The sequence below is a fragment of the Enterobacter cloacae complex sp. EB5 genome (genome assembly GCF_031432835.1).
Taxonomy (GTDB): Bacteria; Pseudomonadota; Gammaproteobacteria; order Enterobacterales; family Enterobacteriaceae; genus Enterobacter; species Enterobacter hormaechei_C.
This window is the reverse complement of sequence record NZ_CP133860.1, coordinates 2,267,118-2,285,904: the sequence shown is the minus strand read 5'-3', so window position 1 is coordinate 2,285,904 and position 18,787 is coordinate 2,267,118. Positions and strand designations below refer to the sequence as shown.

At 56.0% G+C, this 18,787-nt stretch carries 17 protein-coding genes; 11 read left to right on the top strand and 6 right to left on the bottom strand.

Translation table 11 applies throughout. The features are described 5' to 3' along the window. Positions 1 to 56 precede the first annotated feature (56 nt). A complete protein-coding gene (gene pitA, locus RHN82_RS10820; protein WP_003861225.1) occupies positions 57 to 1,556 on the top strand; it encodes an inorganic phosphate transporter PitA in 1,500 nt (499 codons plus the stop codon). A gap of 54 nt (positions 1,557 to 1,610) precedes the next feature. Here the strand turns inward: pitA and uspB are convergent, their stop codons facing one another. After that, positions 1,611 to 1,946, bottom strand: a complete 336-nt coding sequence (gene uspB, locus RHN82_RS10815) for a universal stress protein UspB (protein WP_003861224.1) — start codon at positions 1,944 to 1,946, stop codon at positions 1,611 to 1,613. A gap of 283 nt (positions 1,947 to 2,229) precedes the next feature. Here uspB and uspA point away from each other — a divergent pair, with 283 nt between their 5' ends. Next, positions 2,230 to 2,667, top strand: a complete 438-nt coding sequence (gene uspA, locus RHN82_RS10810) for a universal stress protein UspA (protein WP_003861223.1) — start codon at positions 2,230 to 2,232, stop codon at positions 2,665 to 2,667. Positions 2,668 to 2,759: 92 nt separating this feature from the next. On the opposite strand, the gene rsmJ is transcribed toward uspA, so the two are convergent. Then, the gene (gene rsmJ / locus RHN82_RS10805) at positions 2,760 to 3,512 is read right to left on the bottom strand and encodes a 16S rRNA (guanine(1516)-N(2))-methyltransferase RsmJ (RefSeq protein ID WP_032644932.1); all 753 of its coding nucleotides are present in this window, start codon (positions 3,510 to 3,512) and stop codon (positions 2,760 to 2,762) included. Between the two features lie 7 nt (positions 3,513 to 3,519). Beyond that, positions 3,520 to 5,562 carry an oligopeptidase A gene (gene prlC, locus RHN82_RS10800; protein ID WP_047052692.1) on the bottom strand — a complete coding sequence of 681 codons (2,043 nt, stop codon included), beginning with the start codon at positions 5,560 to 5,562 and terminating at the stop codon, positions 3,520 to 3,522. A 177-nt stretch (positions 5,563 to 5,739) separates the two neighbouring features. On the opposite strand from prlC, the gene RHN82_RS10795 reads away from it, so the two are divergent. The 4 genes from RHN82_RS10795 to RHN82_RS10780 all read left to right on the top strand — a co-directional run bounded on the left by RHN82_RS10795 (position 5,740) and on the right by RHN82_RS10780 (position 10,355). Further along, positions 5,740 to 6,582: a 23S rRNA (adenine(2030)-N(6))-methyltransferase RlmJ gene (locus RHN82_RS10795; protein ID WP_006808562.1), complete on the top strand. Its 843-nt coding sequence runs from the start codon at positions 5,740 to 5,742 to the stop codon at positions 6,580 to 6,582. A 70-nt stretch (positions 6,583 to 6,652) separates the two neighbouring features. Next, entirely contained in the window at positions 6,653 to 8,005 is a 1,353-nt protein-coding gene (gene gorA, locus RHN82_RS10790; protein ID WP_017384179.1) for a glutathione-disulfide reductase, read from the top strand. A 171-nt stretch (positions 8,006 to 8,176) separates the two neighbouring features. Then, positions 8,177 to 8,464 carry a hypothetical protein gene (locus RHN82_RS10785; protein WP_015571509.1) on the top strand — a complete coding sequence of 96 codons (288 nt, stop codon included), beginning with the start codon at positions 8,177 to 8,179 and terminating at the stop codon, positions 8,462 to 8,464. A gap of 241 nt (positions 8,465 to 8,705) precedes the next feature. Next, the gene (locus RHN82_RS10780; protein ID WP_047052691.1) at positions 8,706 to 10,355 is read left to right on the top strand and encodes an alpha,alpha-trehalase; all 1,650 of its coding nucleotides are present in this window, start codon (positions 8,706 to 8,708) and stop codon (positions 10,353 to 10,355) included. Positions 10,356 to 10,454: 99 nt separating this feature from the next. Here the strand turns inward: RHN82_RS10780 and RHN82_RS10775 are convergent, their stop codons facing one another. Then, positions 10,455 to 12,041: an STY4199 family HEPN domain-containing protein gene (locus RHN82_RS10775; RefSeq protein WP_048982588.1), complete on the bottom strand. Its 1,587-nt coding sequence runs from the start codon at positions 12,039 to 12,041 to the stop codon at positions 10,455 to 10,457. A 146-nt stretch (positions 12,042 to 12,187) separates the two neighbouring features. Here RHN82_RS10775 and RHN82_RS10770 point away from each other — a divergent pair, with 146 nt between their 5' ends. After that, the gene (locus RHN82_RS10770; protein ID WP_047052710.1) at positions 12,188 to 12,721 is read left to right on the top strand and encodes a GNAT family N-acetyltransferase; all 534 of its coding nucleotides are present in this window, start codon (positions 12,188 to 12,190) and stop codon (positions 12,719 to 12,721) included. 77 nt (positions 12,722 to 12,798) lie between these two features. Continuing rightward, positions 12,799 to 13,137 (top strand): lysozyme, encoded by a 339-nt coding sequence (locus tag RHN82_RS10765; RefSeq protein ID WP_047052708.1) that lies wholly within the window; start codon positions 12,799 to 12,801, stop codon positions 13,135 to 13,137. On the opposite strand, the gene RHN82_RS10760 is transcribed toward RHN82_RS10765, so the two are convergent. Then, positions 13,116 to 13,718: a response regulator transcription factor gene (locus RHN82_RS10760; RefSeq protein ID WP_047052707.1), complete on the bottom strand. Its 603-nt coding sequence runs from the start codon at positions 13,716 to 13,718 to the stop codon at positions 13,116 to 13,118. The genes RHN82_RS10765 and RHN82_RS10760 overlap by 22 nt on opposite strands. A gap of 174 nt (positions 13,719 to 13,892) precedes the next feature. Beyond that, a complete protein-coding gene (locus RHN82_RS10755) occupies positions 13,893 to 14,651 on the bottom strand; it encodes an SDR family NAD(P)-dependent oxidoreductase (protein WP_047052705.1) in 759 nt (252 codons plus the stop codon). A 119-nt stretch (positions 14,652 to 14,770) separates the two neighbouring features. Between RHN82_RS10755 and RHN82_RS10750 the strand changes: the two genes are divergently transcribed. The 3 genes from RHN82_RS10750 (at position 14,771) to RHN82_RS10740 (ending at position 18,329) form a co-directional block, all read left to right on the top strand. Further along, positions 14,771 to 15,670 carry a LysR family transcriptional regulator gene (locus tag RHN82_RS10750; RefSeq protein WP_017384184.1) on the top strand — a complete coding sequence of 300 codons (900 nt, stop codon included), beginning with the start codon at positions 14,771 to 14,773 and terminating at the stop codon, positions 15,668 to 15,670. Between the two features lie 50 nt (positions 15,671 to 15,720). Continuing rightward, entirely contained in the window at positions 15,721 to 16,746 is a 1,026-nt protein-coding gene (yhjD, locus tag RHN82_RS10745; protein WP_047052711.1) for an inner membrane protein YhjD, read from the top strand. A 260-nt stretch (positions 16,747 to 17,006) separates the two neighbouring features. After that, positions 17,007 to 18,329, top strand: a complete 1,323-nt coding sequence (locus tag RHN82_RS10740; protein ID WP_015571519.1) for an MFS transporter — start codon at positions 17,007 to 17,009, stop codon at positions 18,327 to 18,329. Positions 18,330 to 18,787: the final 458 nt, after the last annotated feature.

Genomic DNA, 18,787 nt, shown 5'->3' with positions numbered 1-18,787 from the left:
CGCATTTGTCCTGGATAATGCGCCGCGTTCATGTCCTCAAAATGGCGTAACGTCCTATGCTACATTTGTTTGCCGGCCTGGATTTACATACCGGGCTTTTATTATTGCTTGCTCTGGTTTTTGTGCTGTTTTACGAAGCGATCAACGGCTTCCACGACACTGCAAACGCAGTAGCAACGGTTATCTACACTCGCGCAATGCGATCGCAGCTTGCGGTCGTTATGGCGGCGGTATTTAACTTTTTTGGTGTCCTCCTGGGCGGACTGAGCGTTGCGTATGCCATTGTGCATATGCTGCCAACGGATCTGCTGCTTAACGTGAGTTCCGGTCATGGCCTGGCCATGGTGTTCTCTATGCTGCTTGCTGCGATTATCTGGAACCTCGGTACCTGGTATTTCGGCCTGCCGGCATCCAGCTCTCACACCCTCATCGGCGCGATTATCGGTATCGGGTTAACCAATGCCCTGATGACCGGGACCTCCGTCGTTGATGCGCTGAATATCCCGAAAGTTCTCGGTATTTTCGGCTCTCTGATCATCTCCCCTATCGTCGGTCTGGTGGTGGCGGGTGGCTTGATTTTCATCCTGCGTCGCTACTGGAGCAACACGAAAAAACGTGCGCGTATCCACCTGACGCCAGCAGAGCGTGAGAAGAAAGACGGCAAGAAAAAGCCGCCGTTCTGGACGCGTATCGCGCTGATCATTTCCGCTATCGGCGTCGCCTTCTCTCATGGCGCGAACGATGGTCAGAAAGGTATCGGCCTGGTGATGCTGGTTCTGATTGGCGTCGCACCGGCGGGCTTCGTGGTTAACATGAACGCCTCCGGCTACGAAATCACCCGTACCCGTGATGCGGTAAACAACGTTGAGACTTACTTCCAGCAGCATCCTGATTTGCTGAAGAAAGCGACCGGCGTGGACCAGCTGATTCCGTCGCCGGAGTCAGGCGCAACGACGGCACCGGGCGAGTTCCACTGCCATCCGGCAAACGCGATTAACGCGCTGGAACGTGCGAAAGGCATGCTGGCCGATATCGAAAGCTACGACAAACTGGCTGTTGAACAGCGTGGTCAGTTGCGTCGCATCATGCTCTGTATCTCCGACGTGACCGATAAAGTCGCGAAGCTGCCAGAGGTTAATGCTGACGACCAGCGTCTGCTGAAGAAACTGAAAGGCGATATGCTCAACACCATTGAGTACGCGCCAATCTGGATCATCATGGCGGTCGCGCTGGCGCTGGGTATCGGTACGATGATTGGCTGGCGTCGTGTGGCGACCACCATCGGCGAGAAGATCGGTAAGAAAGGCATGACCTATGCGCAGGGTATGTCCGCGCAGATGACGGCGGCGGTATCTATCGGTCTGGCGAGCTACACCGGTATGCCAGTCTCCACCACCCACGTACTCTCTTCGTCCGTGGCAGGTACCATGATTGTTGACGGCGGCGGTTTGCAGCGTAAAACCGTGACCAACATCCTGATGGCCTGGGTGTTCACCCTCCCGGCGTCCATCCTGTTGTCTGGCGGTCTGTACTGGATTTCGCTGAAGCTGATTTAATCGGCTGAAGGCGACAAAAAAGCGGGTCAGGAAACTGGCCCGCTTTTTTTATGCTCAGTGCCAAATCATCAGCGCAATCATACTCACCACAACCAGGCCACACAGGGCGCTGGTCAAAATGAACTGACGACGCAGGCGCTCGCAGCGACGGATAAACTCTTCATCGTGGTGATCGCGGTAGCGTTGGTAGTAGATATACCCCACCAGACGCATCTGCTTGCTGGGCTGTCCATGCGAGGTGAAGAATCCTCCACCGTCCACATACTGATAAAGCAACGGATCGCAACCACGAAGTACCACTAACAGCGCACGTAACGATGAGAAGTAGCGCGCCATATTCACTATGCAAACCACGCATAACGCCCAAAACAATGCGACGGTGCTAATCATACATCCTCCCCGGCGTCCGCCCACGAAGCAAGGCTCCTGAGCTACCGCACCCCAATGCCCTGACAGACAGTTCAGTGAAAGAATGACCAAAAGTCGATCCGGTTCGCGTTTTAATATCCGAACGGCTCATTAAATAGTGTAGGAGATCCGTTAATTTTTTTGCCACAAGGTTAATCGTTATCAACACCAAAGCTTGAAAAATATGTTTAACTGGGCCGTAATGAAAGCATCAGACGACGGCTTTCCCATTTAGTCATCGATAACTTAAGGAAGGAGTAACACTATGGCTTACAAACACATTCTTATCGCGGTAGACCTCTCCCCGGAGAGTAAAGTGCTGGTTGATAAAGCAGTATCCATGGCACGTCCCTACAACGCGAAAGTTTCGCTGATTCACGTTGACGTGAATTACTCCGACCTCTACACCGGTCTGATCGACGTGAATCTCGGCGATATGCAGAAACGCATCTCCGAAGAGACTCACCACGCGCTGAGCGAGCTTTCTACCAACGCGGGCTATCCAATCACTGAAACCTTAAGCGGTAGCGGCGATCTGGGCCAGGTGCTGGTTGATGCGATTAAGAAATACGATATGGACCTGGTGGTATGCGGTCACCATCAGGACTTCTGGAGCAAGCTGATGTCTTCCGCGCGCCAGCTGATTAACACCGTTCACGTGGATATGCTGATTGTTCCACTGCGTGACGAAGAAGACGAGTAAGTGCAAAAAAGCCCGGTGGCGCTAACGCTTACCGGGCCTACAAGCGGCACTGAATGTAGGCCGGGTAAGGCGAAGCCGCCACCCGGCTTTTTCTATTCTGGCGTACCCGAATAAATATCAAACCGATGCCCTTTCGTGGTCACCGCGTTAGTGGTCGCAACGTCCGCCAGCGGCGGCGCATAGTCCGGCCGCTTCACCACCACCCGCTTCGTCGCCAGCTGACGAGCCGGTTCCAGCAGGCCATCGGCATCTAAATCTGGCCCCACCAACGACTGAAACACACGCATCTCTTTTTTCACCAGAGCGCTTTTCTGCTTATGCGGGAACATGGGGTCGAGATAGACCACCTGCGGGCGCGGGGTGATATCGGTCAGCGCCGTCAGGCTGGAGGCATGAATAAGTTGCAAACGTTCCTGTAACCACGGGCCGATTTCCGGGTCCGCGTAGCCCCGCGTCAGCCCGTCGTCGAGCAGCGCGGCGACAACCGGATTACGCTCCAGCATCCGCACCCGACAGCCGACAGACGCCAGCACAAAGGCATCGCGCCCCAGCCCCGCCGTGGCGTCCACCACGTCCGGCAGATAGCTGCCTTTAATGCCGACCGCTTTGGCCACCGCTTCCCCGCGACCGCCGCCGAACTTGCGCCGGTGCGCCATCGCGCCGCCAACAAAATCGACAAAAATTCCGCCGAGCTTCGGTTCGTCGCGCTTGCGCAGCTCCAGATGTTCCGGCGTCATCACCAGCGCCATCAGGTTTTCTTCATCGTGCTCCAGCCCCCAGCGGGCCGCCAGAACAGATAAGGCGCCGTCCCCGGCGCCTGTTTCATCTACTAAGCAGATCTTCACGTAGCAATCAGCCTTTGATTCCGTAATGCTCCAGCATCGCATCCAGCTGCGGCTCGCGGCCACGGAAGCGTTTGAACAGCTCCCTAGGCTCTTCTGAACCGCCGCGCGTCAGGATGTTATCAAGGAACGACTGACCGGTTTCGCGGTTGAAAATCCCCTCTTCTTCGAAGCGCGAGAAGGCATCCGCCGCCAGCACGTCGGCCCACAGGTAGCTGTAGTAGCCTGCGGCGTACCCGCCTGCGAAGATATGGCTGAACGCGTGCGGGAAACGTCCCCAGGTCGGGCCTGGAATAACCGCGACCTGCTTTTTGATCTCAGCCAGGGTTTCGAGGATTTTCGCCCCCTGCTCCGGGCTGAACTCGGCGTGCAGGCGGAAATCGAACAGGCCGAACTCCAGCTGACGCAGGATAAACATCGCCGCCTGGTAGTTTTTCGCCGCCAGCATTTTATCCAGCAGTTCCTTCGGCAGCGGTTCGCCCGTTTCGTAATGGCCGGAGATAAACGCCAGCGCGTCCGGCTCCCAGCACCAGTTTTCCATAAACTGGCTTGGCAGCTCGACCGCATCCCATGGCACACCGCTGATACCGGCGACGCCAGCGGTTTCGATGCGGGTCAGCATGTGGTGCAGGCCGTGACCGAACTCGTGGAACAGGGTGATCACTTCATCGTGGGTAAACAGCGCAGGTTTGCCGCTCACCGGACGGTTGAAGTTACAGGTCAGGTAAGCGACCGGTTTTTGCAGGGAACCATCCGCTTTACGCATCTGGCCCACGCAGTCGTCCATCCACGCCCCGCCACGTTTGTTTTCACGCGCGTAAAGATCCAGATAGAAGCTGCCGCGCAGCTCGTTTTTCTCGTCATACAGCTCAAAGAAGCGCACGTCCGGATGCCAGACGTCGATGTCGGTACGCTCTTTCGCGGTAATGCCGTAGATGCGTTTCACCACCTCGAACAGGCCGTTAACGGCTTTGTTTTCCGGGAAGTACGGACGCAGCTGTTCGTCGCTGATGCTGTAGAGATGCTGTTTCTGTTTTTCGCTGTAGTACGCGATATCCCACGGCTGAAGCTCGTCCACGCCGAACTCCGCTTTCGCAAAGGCGCGCAGCTGAGCCAGTTCTTTTTCACCCTGAGGACGGGCGCGTTTCGCCAGATCGGTCAGGAAGTCGAGCACCTGCTGTGGGTTCTCAGCCATTTTGGTGGCGAGGGATTTATCCGCGTAGCTGTCGAAGCCCAGCAGCTGTGCCAGTTCGTGGCGCAGGGCGAGGATCTCCGCCATCACCGGGCTGTTGTCCCATTTGCCCGCATTCGGCCCCTGATCGGAGGCGCGGGTGCTGTAGGCGCGGTACATCTCTTCGCGCAGGGCCTGGTTGTCGCAGTAGGTCATCACCGGCAGATAGCTTGGGATATCCAGCGTTAACAGGAAGCCTTCCTGCTCTTTCGCTTCGGCCTGGGCTTTTGCCGCCGCCAGCGCGCTTTCCGGCATACCCGCCAGTTCAGATTCATCGGTAATCAGCTTCGTCCAGCCCATGGTGGCGTCGAGGACGTTGTTGCTGTACTGGTTGCCCAGCTCGGACAGGCGCGCGGCGATTTCGCCGTAGCGCACCTGTTTTTCTTTTGGCAGGCCAATCCCGGACAGTTCGAAATCACGCAGGGCGTTATCGACCGATTTTTTCTGCGCCGTGTTCAGTTCGGCATAGTGGTCGCCGTCGCGCAGGTCGCGGTAAGCTTTGTAAAGCCCTTCGTGCTGACCCACCCAGGTGCTGTACTCAGAGAGCAGCGGCAGGGTTTGTTCGTAGGCTTCGCGCAGCTCCGGGCTGTTTTTCACCGAGTTCAGGTGGCTTACCGGGGAGAAGATACGCCCCAGCACGTCGTCCACTTCGGCCAGCGGCTGACACAGATTCTCCCAGGTGTACGGCGCGCCCTGCGCGACCACGCTTTCTACCGCCGCACGGCAGTTTTCCAGCGACTGGGTAACGGCTGGAACCACATGCTCAGGGAGGATTTTAGAAAACGGTGGCAACGAAAAAGGCGTCAGTAATGGATTGGTCATAAACGCTGTCCTGTTGAAAGAGATGAATGAAGCGCGCATCCGGCGCTGTGCATATTGTTCAGTAATGGGGTTAAGTGTAGAGGATTTCAATAGCCGCGCTTACCGGGCCTGCGGGTAATCTGTGCCGTTCTGCTGTAAACTGTGGCAAATCGTCAATTCAGCGGAATATCATTACCCATGCTCAGTTATCGCCACAGCTTCCACGCAGGCAACCACGCCGACGTCCTCAAACACACCGTTCAGAGCCTGATCATCGAATCGCTTAAAGAAAAGGATAAACCGTTCCTTTATCTGGACACCCACGCGGGCGCGGGCCGTTATCAGCTGAGCGGCGAGCATGCCGAGCGTACCGGTGAATATCTGGAAGGGATTGCGCGTATCTGGCAGCAGGACGATCTGCCTGCCGAGCTGGAGCCGTACATTGGCGTGGTGAATCACTTCAACCGCAACGGCCAACTGCGTTACTACCCGGGTTCACCGCTGATTGCCCGCCAGCTGCTGCGCGAGCAGGACAGCCTCCAGCTGACAGAGCTGCACCCGAGCGACTTCCCGCTGCTGCGTTCTGAGTTTCAGAAAGATAACCGCGCCCGCGTCGACAAAGCCGATGGCTACCAGCAGCTGAAAGCCAAACTGCCGCCGGTTTCCCGTCGCGGCCTGGTACTGATCGACCCGCCGTACGAAATCAAAACCGACTATCAGGCGGTGGTAACCGGCATTAACGAAGGTTACAAACGCTTTGCGACCGGCACCTATGCCCTGTGGTATCCGGTAGTGCTGCGCGCGCAAATTAAACGCATGATCAAAGACCTCGAAGCGACCGGCATTCGTAAAATCCTGCAAATTGAGCTGGCGGTGCGCCCTGACAGCGACCAGCGCGGCATGACCGCGTCCGGCATGATCGTCATTAACCCGCCGTGGAAGCTCGAAGCGCAGATGAACAACGTGCTGCCGTGGCTGCACAAAACGCTGGTGCCAGCCGGTACGGGTCACGCCACCGTGAGCTGGATCGTGCCGGAGTAATCGCAGCCATCGGTGGAAACTATTGATTTCAGGTATACAATCGCGGCAATTCACGATTAAGGACAACGCTATGACTAAGCATTATGACTACATCGCAATCGGCGGCGGCAGCGGCGGCATCGCCTCCATCAACCGTGCGGCCATGTACGGCCAGAAGTGTGCGCTGATTGAAGCCAAAGAACTCGGCGGCACCTGCGTGAACGTGGGTTGTGTACCGAAGAAAGTGATGTGGCATGCCGCGCAAATCCGTGAAGCTATCCATATGTATGGCCCGGACTACGGCTTTGACACCACCATCAACCACTTCGACTGGGATAAACTGATCGCCAGCCGTACCGCCTACATCGACCGTATTCACACCTCGTACGATAACGTGCTGGGCAAGAATAACGTCGACGTGATCCGCGGCTTCGCCCGTTTCGTGGATGCGAAGACGATCGAAGTGAACGGCGAGACGATCACCGCCGATCACATCCTGATCGCCACCGGCGGCCGTCCGAGCCACCCGAACATTCCGGGTGCGGAATACGGTATCGACTCCGACGGGTTCTTCGAGCTGCCTGCTCTGCCAGAACGCGTTGCCATTGTGGGCGCAGGTTACATCGCGGTTGAGCTGGCCGGCGTGATTAACGGCCTGGGAGCGGAAGCGCACCTGTTCGTGCGTAAACACGCGCCGCTGCGCAGCTTTGACCCGCTGATCGTCGACACGCTGGTCGAGGTGATGAACGCCGAAGGCCCAACCCTGCACACCAACGCCGTGCCAAAAGCGGTGGTGAAAAATGCGGACGGTAGCCTGACCCTGGAGCTGGAAGATGGCCGCAGCCAGACCGTTGACTGCCTGATCTGGGCGATTGGTCGTGAACCGGCCACCGACAACTTCAACCTGGCCGCAACCGGGGTGAAAACCAATGAAAAAGGCTACATCGTCGTTGATAAGTTCCAGAACACCAGCGTACCGGGCATTTATGCCGTCGGTGATAACACCGGCGCCGTAGAGCTGACGCCGGTTGCCGTGGCGGCGGGGCGTCGTCTTTCCGAGCGTCTGTTTAACAACAAGCCGGACGAACATCTGGACTACAGCAACATCCCGACCGTGGTCTTCAGCCACCCGCCAATTGGTACCGTCGGCTTAACCGAGCCGCAGGCGCGTGAGCAGTACGGCGATGACCAGGTGAAAGTGTATAAATCGGCGTTTACCGCGATGTATACCGCGGTCACCTCGCACCGTCAGCCATGCCGCATGAAGCTGGTCTGCGTGGGCCCGGAAGAGAAGATCGTCGGCATCCACGGCATTGGCTTCGGCATGGACGAGATCCTGCAAGGCTTCGCGGTGGCGCTGAAGATGGGCGCAACGAAGAAAGACTTCGATAACACCGTGGCGATCCACCCGACGGCGGCGGAAGAGTTTGTGACCATGCGCTGATCGGTCTGATCCGCAACAAAACCGGCCAGCTGGCCGGTTTTTTTATGCCCTGGGCAGGTAAACCCAACGGCTGTACAAACGGTAACAAAATAACCCGCTACCCGCGGTGGAATTAACTAATCTTAGAAAGCGCTACGCGTTCGCCTGTTACTACGGAAAAAGATTAGAGATATGAAAATGCACGTAAAGATCACCGCAAAACTGATGGCCAAAATGCACCTTGTTCTCGCGCTGGTATGGGCGATACTGACGATTCCTACCCTGCTGTGGTGGAAAAACAGCATTCTGTGGGTGTCGTTAATGAGCATTTACGCCATCGTGATTTCCCATCTGGCTGCGTACAGTGCCGCCCATGCGGAAAAAGCGGCCAGCAAGGCGATGGATAAAAGCGAAGGCGCCAGCCAGAAAGCCAATCAAACCGCCAACAGCCTTCAGGGCGATGCGCGTCAGGCACACTAATCCGTGCTTATATGCAGAATACCGAATGCTCTGAATTTTATTCCTGCTCTGTTTTCAAAGATTCTGATTTAATAATTTCATAATCAAAGGGATATCTGATTTTCAGCGTGTTTAAATCCAATTTGAAAGCGTGATCTACCGCACACTTCGCACCGCATTAACCGAAGCGAATGTCTACGCTTAAAAGATAGCCGGGAAAAACCCGTATTTGTTACGACAAAAACCGGAGGTCCTGAACACCATGTTCAACCAGAAACTACAGACTGCCGAGGATATCGAGTTCGAGATTGCAGAAGAGCTGCGCTACGAAACCGATCCCTGTGAGTTAAAACTGGATGAGATGATCGAGGCAGAGCCGGAACCGGAAATGATTGAAGGGCTGCCGGCGTCCGATGCCCTTACGCCCGCAGACCGCTACCTTGAACTGTTTGAACACGTCCAGTCGTCGCGGCTGTTTGCGGACAGCAAAACCTTTCCCGACTGTGCGCCGAAGATGGATCCGCTGGATATTTTGATCCGCTATCGCAAGGTGCGCCGCCACCGTGATTTTGACCTGGCGCGCTTTGTGGAGAATCACTTCTGGCTGCCGGAGGACTACAGCAAAGAGTACGTTTCTGACCCCGGCCTGTCCCTGAAAGAACATATTGATAATCTGTGGCCGGTGCTGACGCGCGAGCCGCAGGATCACATCCCGTGGTCGTCGCTGCTGGCGCTGCCACAGGCCTATATTGTGCCCGGCGGGCGATTCAGCGAGACCTACTACTGGGACTCTTACTTCTCCATGCTGGGGCTGGCAGAAAGCGGTCGTGACGATCTGCTGAAATGTATGGCCGATAACTTCGCCTGGCTGATTGAGCGCTACGGCCATATCCCGAACGGCAACCGCACCTACTACCTCAGCCGCTCCCAGCCGCCCGTTTTTGCCCTGATGGTGGAGCTGTTTGAAGAGGACGGCGTGCGCGGGGCGAAGCGCTATCTTGAGCACCTCAAGATGGAGTATGCCTTCTGGATGGACGGGGCGGAATCGCTGCTACTCAATCAGGCCTATCGCAGTGCGGTTCGCATGCCGGATGGCTCATTGCTCAACCGCTACTGGGACGATCGCGACACGCCCCGAGATGAATCGTGGATTGAGGACGTGGAAACCGCCCGTCATTCTGGTCGTCCGCCGAACGAAGTGTATCGCGACCTGCGCGCCGGGGCAGCCTCAGGATGGGATTACTCATCCCGCTGGCTGCGCGATCCTGCGCGGCTGGCCAGCATCCGCACGACACAATTTATCCCCATCGATTTGAACGCATTCCTGTTCAAACTGGAGAGCGCTATCGCCAATATCTCAGCATCGAAAGGGGATAAAGAGACGGCTGAGCTGTTCCGCCAGAAAGCCAGCGATCGGCGCGCAGCGGTAAACCGCTATCTGTGGGACGAAGAGAACGGCTGTTATCGTGATTACGACTGGCGGCGTGAAGCCCTGGCGCTGTTCTCTGCGGCCAGCATTGTGCCGCTGTATGTGGGCATGGCGACGCATGAGCAGGCTGAACGGCTGTCCGATGCCGTTAAAGCCCGTCTCCTCACGCCGGGCGGTATTCTCGCCACCGAATATGAAACAGGTGAGCAGTGGGATAAGCCGAACGGCTGGGCGCCGCTCCAGTGGATGGCGATCCAAGGGTTCAAGCAGTACGGTAACGACTCGCTGGGAGATGAGATCGCCTGGAGCTGGCTGCACACGGTGAACCATTACTACAAAACCCATCATAAGCTGATTGAGAAGTACCACATCGCCAGCAGCACGCCACGCGAAGGTGGCGGGGGGGAGTATCCGTTGCAGGATGGCTTCGGCTGGACGAATGGCGTGGTGCGGCGGTTGATTGGGCTGTATGGGGAGCCCTGAGCCTTGCCCCTCACCCTGACCCTCTCCCCAAAGGGGAGAGGGGGACGTAACGGTGCGGCCTTTTCTCCCTCGCCCCTTTGGGGTGAGGGGGAAAAATAATCAGCGGATCACCTCATAAATGGCAGTCTGGATGGACTGCCATTTTTTTGTGCTGGCATCGGGCTGCGTCTTCGCGCGGCGCGTTGCCATATCGGCGTCGTGCTGCTGACGTTTCACTACCGCCGGGACGGTACAGAATGCTTGCAGGTACTGCTTACGCATCGACGTCAGCGATTCGCCGTTCGCCATCGCATGGCTAAGCGTATTAATAAAGCGTCGGCAGGGCTTTTGCTCTGTCATTTGCAGGCGGTAGCGCAACATCACTTCCAGCACGTCGTCGTAGCCTGCCGACAACGCCTCCTCCGTCCATGACATTTTCCAGTCCATCCCGCCCTGCAAAAACAGGAGCGCCACGCGGGTGTCATTGCGATTGATGGCCGAGCGGAAATTATTCTCATCCCAGGTGACACCCATGCGCGTCAGCGTTTCTCGCGAGGAAGGCGTTTCGCGCATCTCCTGCACCGGCGCGGGAGATGCCGTACTGGCAACAGCTGGCTGCGGTTTACTGCTGGTCACCAGCCAGAATCCCCCCGCGACAATCGCGATAACCATCACGCCAACCGCTCCCCACAGCACGCCGGAAATCAGCTGTTCGCGCTGCTCTGGCGTACGCGCGGCGCGCTGAGTCGGTTTTTCTATACTGTCGCGCACTTCAAAAAGATCGCCGCCTGTGGTGCGGTCTATTTTTTGCGCCTTTTCCCAGAACGCGTGCAGCGCGCTTTCGTCCACCGCCATCAGCGCCGCCGGGTTAACGCGTGTCCGCCCTTCCTCAAACGCGCGCTGAACGGAGCGGGTGATCTGCATGTAATAACAGTCGAGCAGCTGGATTTGCGCCCCGCTTAACGGCTGCTGCACGGTGATGCTGTTGCGGATTTGCCGAATATCTTCGAGGAAGGTTTGCAGGGTTTTGCGGGGCTCTACCAGCAGCGTCAGCATGTCTGGGGCATTAAACAGCGGCGCGTAGTAGCGGCTAAATTCTTTTTTATCCACCAGCAGCTGGGCCAGCTCGCTGAACAACATGCCGCTCAGAACATCATTAATCTCACCGTTTTTTAGCCAGCGACGCACGCGCTCAGCGTTAAACAAGGTCTTAAGATGATTATTCAGCCGCACCGGATCGGGCCACGCCTGCTGTATCAGCCCTTTAATCATCAGCTCAATGGCACGCACCTGTTTCTGCGCCTGAAGCTGGCTCTCCTTCTCTGGCACTCTCCCGGTTTCGTAGGTCAGCAGAGGCTGTTGCAGACGCAGATACTCAAGGGAGGTGACGAAGCGCATCGCCGCAATCAGCTGGTTTTCGCTGACATCCTGCCCGCTTTCATACTGGGGAACGCGCTGCTGAAGCAAGCGTAATTGCAGCGTAAAGACCGTCATTTCCGCATCATTCAGGTTCAGCTTCCTGGCTACGGCGCCCCACCCGCCCAGCCCCAGGCGGGCGCTATCCAGTTGCTCCAGAAACCAGCGTGGATCTTTTCCTTCAGAAACATGTACATTCAACAGAAGTAAAATTTCAACAGACGCCTGACGGATCGCCGCCAGACAGTGTTCAAACTGTTCGCGGGTATGATGCGATGAGCTAATCATCATTGTTTTCCTTGAGAGACAATGAGTACCGCTAAAGCGGCATTAAAAGTCGTTTTTCTTTTTATTTATATGAGGTTAAACATACCTGACTTTCTGTTGAAATAAAGTGACAACCTTATAATCATTTGCAATGTCTCCGGAGGATCGTCATGCCCGCCTTAACCACCGCGCGTCTCATCTGCTCGCCGCTGCAAGAGCAAGACTGGCCCTTTTTTCTGTCGCTACAGCAAAATCCTGAGGTGATGCGTTTTGTCGCCCCTGCGCGTAGCGAGGCGGACATTCGGGAAGCCTTTGAGTCTCGTCTGTTGCCGTGGACGCCGGGCAGCTCGCACTGGCTCTGCCTTGTGGTGCGTGAGACGGCCAGCCAGACGCCGCTGGGCGTAACCGGCTATGTGCACCGGGAAGCAGATTGTGCTGAAGTCGGTTTTCTCTTTGCGCCCTCTGCGCAGGGTAAAGGTTACGGTTTTGAATCTCTGCGGGTTGTGTGTGATTTCGCGCTGACTCAGGGCAATATCCGTCGGCTCACCGCCACCGTGACGGCGGGAAATATCGCCTCAAGGCGACTGCTGGAAAAAACAGGTTTTCAGCTGGAAGGTGAGTTGCGCGAGAGTTATTTCCTTTCAGGGCAATGGCATAACGACTGGCTATTCGGTTTACTGAAAAAGGAATTCCCGTTCAGTTAAACCTGATCAACAGCCATTTGGCGGATATTTCCCCGGCGGCGTTTCCTCTATAGTCGCGCCATTAAGAGGAAACGCTTATGACGGGTTATGCAATGCAGATATCTTCTGCTGCAATCGCATTAATTAAAAAACAACAGGGTCTTTCCCTGGAGAAATACCGTGACGAAAAGGGAATATGGGTTATTGGTTATGGTCACGTGATTCGCCAGTGGGAAAAATTTAACGGTCTCATCACGCCGACTGAGGCGGAGAATTTGCTTTTTAATGATATTCAGTTATGTGAGGCGCTGCTGCGGGAAATGAACAAACGCCCATTAACCCAACAGCAGCATGACGCACTGATATTAACCCTCTTCAGTTTTGGGGAAGAGTCCCCTCTGCCAGAGAAGATCCTTCAGGCCGTCGCCCGGGTGTAGTACATCGCGGCCTGCGTCCGGTTTTTGACATCAAGACGCCGGAAAAGCGTCTCCAGATGGGCTTTTACCGTTGCCGCACTGATATTGAGATTACGACCAATCTCTTTATTGGACTCTCCGGCCGCCAGTAACTTCAATACCTCACGCTGGCGCTCGCTTAACACTGCCAGTTCATCCTGAGAGGAGTGCTGCTTCAGCCACTCGCCGGGAAAACAGACCATTCCACGCGATACGGAATCCAGCACTGCGGAAAAGCGTTCGGGATTCGCATTGCGGGGAATTATCGCTACCACGTTGCGCTGAAACATTTGCTCAACCCAACGTCGCTCTTTTTTCGTTAACACCAACACCACGCGCGACGCTGGAAAACGATCCATAATCTCTTCCAGTAAAGCCACACCATTATCACGAATTAAATACCCATCTATCATGACGATAGCGGAGGGTGACGCGGATAATTGCGCCCATAATTCATCAGTCTGACGAGCCCCTGTCATATCTATTTTCGGAATTAACTTCTGCAAACTGTACATCGCTCCATGAATAAATAATGACTGCCTGTCAAACATGATTACTCGCATCGTTTTACTCCTCTGAGAATAGCGAAGGGGGATTCTACAGAGGCATTTTTTAAGAAAAAACTCAATGAATGGAGAGGTTACAAATCACCCAGCTCTCTTTATATCTTCCAGCATTTAGACATACCTGTTTTAAGGATTTCCTTAAAAGGGTTCCCTCCCCCTTAAGACTGAACATTACAGGAACATACCGCCTGAAACTTCAATACGTTGCGCATTCATCCAGCCCAGTTTGTCACTGAGCAACGCCGCAATGGCATCACCAATATCATCGGGCAGGCCCACGCGTCCCAGCGCCGTCTGCGAGGCCAGCAGCTGGTTAAGCTCCGCATTATCCCGCACGCGTCCGCCCCCAAAGTCGGTTTCAATCGCGCCAGGCGCGATGATATTGACGGAAATCCCGCGCGCGCCAAGCTCTTTTGCCTGATAGCGGGTCAGCACCTCCATCGCACCTTTCATTGCCGCGTAGGTGCCTGAACCGGGCTGAGTAAAACGGGCCAGTCCGCTGGAGACGTTCAGGATCCGCCCTCCGTCTTTTATGAGCGGCAGCAGCTGTTGCGTGAGGAAAAACGGCCCTTTGAAGTGAATGTTCAGCGCATCATCAAACTGCGCCTCCGTCGTCTCGGTATAGGGTGCGTATAACCCCGTACCTGCGTTGTTCACTAAATAGTCAAAGGTGTCACGTTGCCAGACGTGTTTGAGGGTATCCTTCACCTGCTGAGCAAAGCGCGAAAAGCTTGCCGTATCGCCGACGTTAAGCTGCAATGCTGCCGCTTTTCCGCCTTTTCCCTCGATTTCGCGTACAACGTCCTGCGCCTCCTGCTGGCTGTTATTCCAGGTCAGAATGATGCCTGTCCCTTCCGCGGCCAACTTCAAAACGGCATTTTTACCCAGGCCGCGGCTACCGCCCGTCACTAAAGCAATACGTTCACTCATAATTCACCTCGTTTCGGCTGTGATGAAGATTGAGAAAGAGCTTATTAGATGGTAGAAAATCAATAAATAGTGCCGTCAGCGCTTCACTGTTTCATTCATAACAACAATGACCCACATCTATGGATAAAATACACGCAATGCAGCTTTTCCTTCGGGTCGCGGAACTGGAGAGTTTTTCCCGCGCGGCGGAGACGTTGAGCCTGCCGAAGGGGAGCGTATCGCGACAGATCCAGGCGCTGGAAAACGCGCTGGGTACGCAGCTGCTGCACCGCACTACCCGCCGCGTCAGCCTGACGCAGGACGGCATGGTTTACTACGAGCGCGCTAAAGATCTGCTGATGAATCTGGACGAACTGGACGGCATGTTCCTGCACGACCCTTCAACCATCAGCGGTCGGCTACGTGTGGATATGCCCGTTGCCATTGCGCGAAATGTAGTCATTCCGAAACTGCCTGCATTTTTGCAACAGTTTCCCGGTATTGAGCTGGAGCTGAGTAGCAGCGATCGTCTGGTCGATGTCATCCGCGAAGGATTTGACTGCGTGGTTCGCGTGGGAAACTTAAAGGACTCCGGGCTTATCGCCCGCCCCCTTGGGAAACTCTCCGTGATTAACTGCGCCAGCCCGGATTATCTGACGCGATTCGGCTACCCTGAGACGCTGGACGATTTGGCTTCGCATGCCCTCATTCACTACTCCGCCACGCTGGGCACCCGTCCGCAGGGTTTTGAGTATTACAACGGCAGCGCGACCCAGTGGGTGAAAACGGGAGGCGTATTGACGGTTAACAGCACGGAAACCTACCAGGCCGCCTGTATCGCCGGGCTTGGCATTATTCAGGTCCCGCGCGTCGGGGTGCGTGATGCCCTGCGCACGAAAAAACTCGTTGAGATCCTGCCGCAATACCGGGCTGAACCGATGCCCGTCTCCCTCATTTATCCCCACCGCCGTAACCTCTCCCGCCGGGTGCATGTGTTTATGGAGTGGCTTACCGAACTCACAAAAGGTTACGTGGACTAGTCGCAAGCTATAATTCAGTAACATCCAGCTCAACGAAAAGGAAAATGCGCGTGACGCCGGAAAATAACCCGCAACGACCGACTCAACATTTAGATTATGAACCCATCAAAAAGATGGATAACGAGCCTGAAGCGCCGAAAGAGCCTGGAACGGCCAGCAAAGCGCTGGGCACCGTGACCGGCATAGCCGAAAAAATTCAGCAGATACCCGCGATTGCTCACCTGATACGCGCCGCTGAGCGCTTTAACGACCGCATGGGAAATCAGTTTGGCGCGGCGATCACGTACTTCTCTTTCCTGTCGATGATCCCCATCCTGATGGTGTCGTTTGCCGCCGCCGGTTTTGTGCTGGCGTCTCACCCGACGCTGTTGCAGGACATCTTCAATAAGATCCTGACCAACGTCAGCGACCAGACGCTCGCCACGACGCTCAAAAGCACCATCAACACCGCCGTGCAGCAGCGTACCACCGTGGGTATCGTCGGGTTGCTGATTGCGCTCTATTCCGGGGTGAACTGGATGGGCAACCTGCGTGAGGCTATTCGCGCCCAGTCGCGTGACGTCTGGGAGCGTAGGCCGCAGGATCAGGAGAAGATATGGGTGAAGTATCTGCGCGACTTTATTTCGCTGATTGGGCTGCTGGTGGCGCTGGTCATTACGCTCTCCATCACCTCGGTCGCCGGTTCCGCGCAGCAGATGATTATCTCCGCGCTGTACCTGGATTACATTGAATGGCTGAAACCGGCCTGGCGCGGCATTGGGCTGGCCATCTCCATCTTTGCTAACTACCTGCTGTTCTTCTGGATCTTCTGGCGTTTGCCCCGCCATCGTCCGCGCAAGAAGGCGCTGATGCGCGGGACGTTGATTGCCGCCATTGGTTTTGAAGTGATCAAGATTGTGATGACCTATACGCTGCCGTCGCTGGTGAAGTCGCCCTCCGGCGCGGCCTTTGGTTCGGTGCTGGGGCTGATGGCGTTCTTCTATTTCTTCGCTCGCCTGACGCTGTTCTGCGCCGCGTGGATCGCCACGGCAGAGTATAAAGATGACCCGCGCATGCCGGGTAAAACCCACCGCTAATGTCCTGTCGGGCTGATATTTCAGCCCGATCCGCCATTTCAGCATATAAATCCAGGCCGTAACTTTTATTTAACGCAAAACCAGTTTTAATGACTGATATCTAAAAAGTGTGAAGCATTTCATAGAAGTGTTTTCGCTGGTCTGAAAATTATCCGCTTTTTGTTGCTTTTATGACCACGCCACGCCTTTGTTACAGATTGAAATGTCGCTTTTGCTATGCCTAATATGGCCCTTCGTTCGTCCAAAAATAAGAAAATAGTATGCAAGCAACAGCCACCACACTTAACGAAGGGGCGGAACACGTTCCGGTCAACTCGCGCAATAAAGTCGTCGTCGCATCGCTGATTGGCACCGCCATTGAGTTCTTCGACTTTTATATTTACGCCACCGCTGCGGTCATTGTCTTTCCGCATATTTTCTTCCCTCAGGGCGACCCGACGGCAGCCACGCTACAGTCTTTAGCCACCTTTGCTATTGCCTTCGTTGCGCGTCCGATTGGTTCAGCGGTCTTTGGGCATTTTGGCGATCGCGTCGGCCGTAAAGTGACGCTGGTTGCCTCGCTGCTGACGATGGGGATCTCCACCGTCGCCATCGGCCTGCTGCCGACCTATGAAACTATTGGCATTCTGGCGCCTGTGCTGCTGGCGCTAGCGCGCTTTGGGCAGGGTCTGGGGCTGGGCGGGGAATGGGGCGGCGCGGCACTGCTGGCGACCGAAAACGCCCCGGCGCGCAAGCGTGCCCTGTATGGCTCTTTCCCGCAGCTGGGCGCACCGATTGGGTTCTTCTTTGCTAACGGCACCTTCCTGCTCCTCTCCTGGCTGCTGACCGATGAACAGTTCATGAACTGGGGCTGGCGTATTCCGTTCGTCTTCTCTGCCGTGCTGGTGCTGATTGGCCTGTACGTGCGCGTGTCGCTGCACGAGACGCCGGTCTTTGCTAAAGTCGCCGCGGCGAAAAAGCAGGTTAAAGTTCCGCTGGGGACGCTGCTGACCAAACACCTCCGCGTGACCGTGCTGGGCACGTTCATCATGCTGGCGACCTACACGCTGTTCTACATCATGACCGTTTACTCCATGACCTTCAGTACCGCCGCCGCGCCGGTCGGCCTGGGCCTGCCGCGTAACGAAGTGCTGTGGATGCTGATGATGGCGGTCATCGGATTTGGTGTGATGGTGCCCATCGCGGGCCTGCTGGCGGATAAATTTGGCCGTCGTTCAAGCATGATCGTCATCACCTCGCTGATTATTCTGTTCGCGCTGTTTGTCTTCCCGCCGCTGCTGGGTTCAGGTAGCCCTGCGCTGGTGATGGCGTATCTGCTGATTGGCCTGAGCCTGATGGGGCTGACTTTTGGCCCAATGGGCGCGCTGCTGCCGGAGCTGTTCCCGACTGAAGTGCGTTACACCGGCGCGTCGTTCTCCTATAACGTTTCGTCGATTCTGGGCGCCTCGGTGGCCCCGTATATCGCCACATGGCTTCAGGCGAACTATGGCCTGTTCTATGTGGGTGTCTATCTGGCGGCAATGGCAGCGCTGACGCTGATTGCGCTGCTGCTGACGCATGAGACGAAGCATCAGGCGCTGTAAGTGAATGCCGGGTGGCGGCTACGCCTTACCCGGCCTACGATTCAGCCCTCACCCACAGGGCTGAGGGCTCCCCACAAAATAATGCCTGCACAGACGGCCCCCTCTCCCTTGAGGGAGAGGGCTGGGGTGAGGGGGAACATACGGCTCAGGTGGTCATTCCGTTCACTTTATGTTCCTTGCTACTCTGTCACGACATGAGCGGTGAACGTGCCAGGGTGGCTCAGTCGCCACCACCCTGGCGACCCGGGCTTCCGGCGGAAAATCGCCGCTTCGCGGTGCCTTCGGCTTATTCCTTCCGGCTTATCGGGGACGGGCGGAGGTAACATCCCTGTAAAGCCCGCCCTCTCGGCGCATCCCTGCGCCTCGCCCCGGCCTACAGGAAACGCCTCAGCGATTTACAGCCGGACCGAGGCATCGCTGAAAGCCCTCAGTTATTCTGAGGCAACGTTATAGCTTTT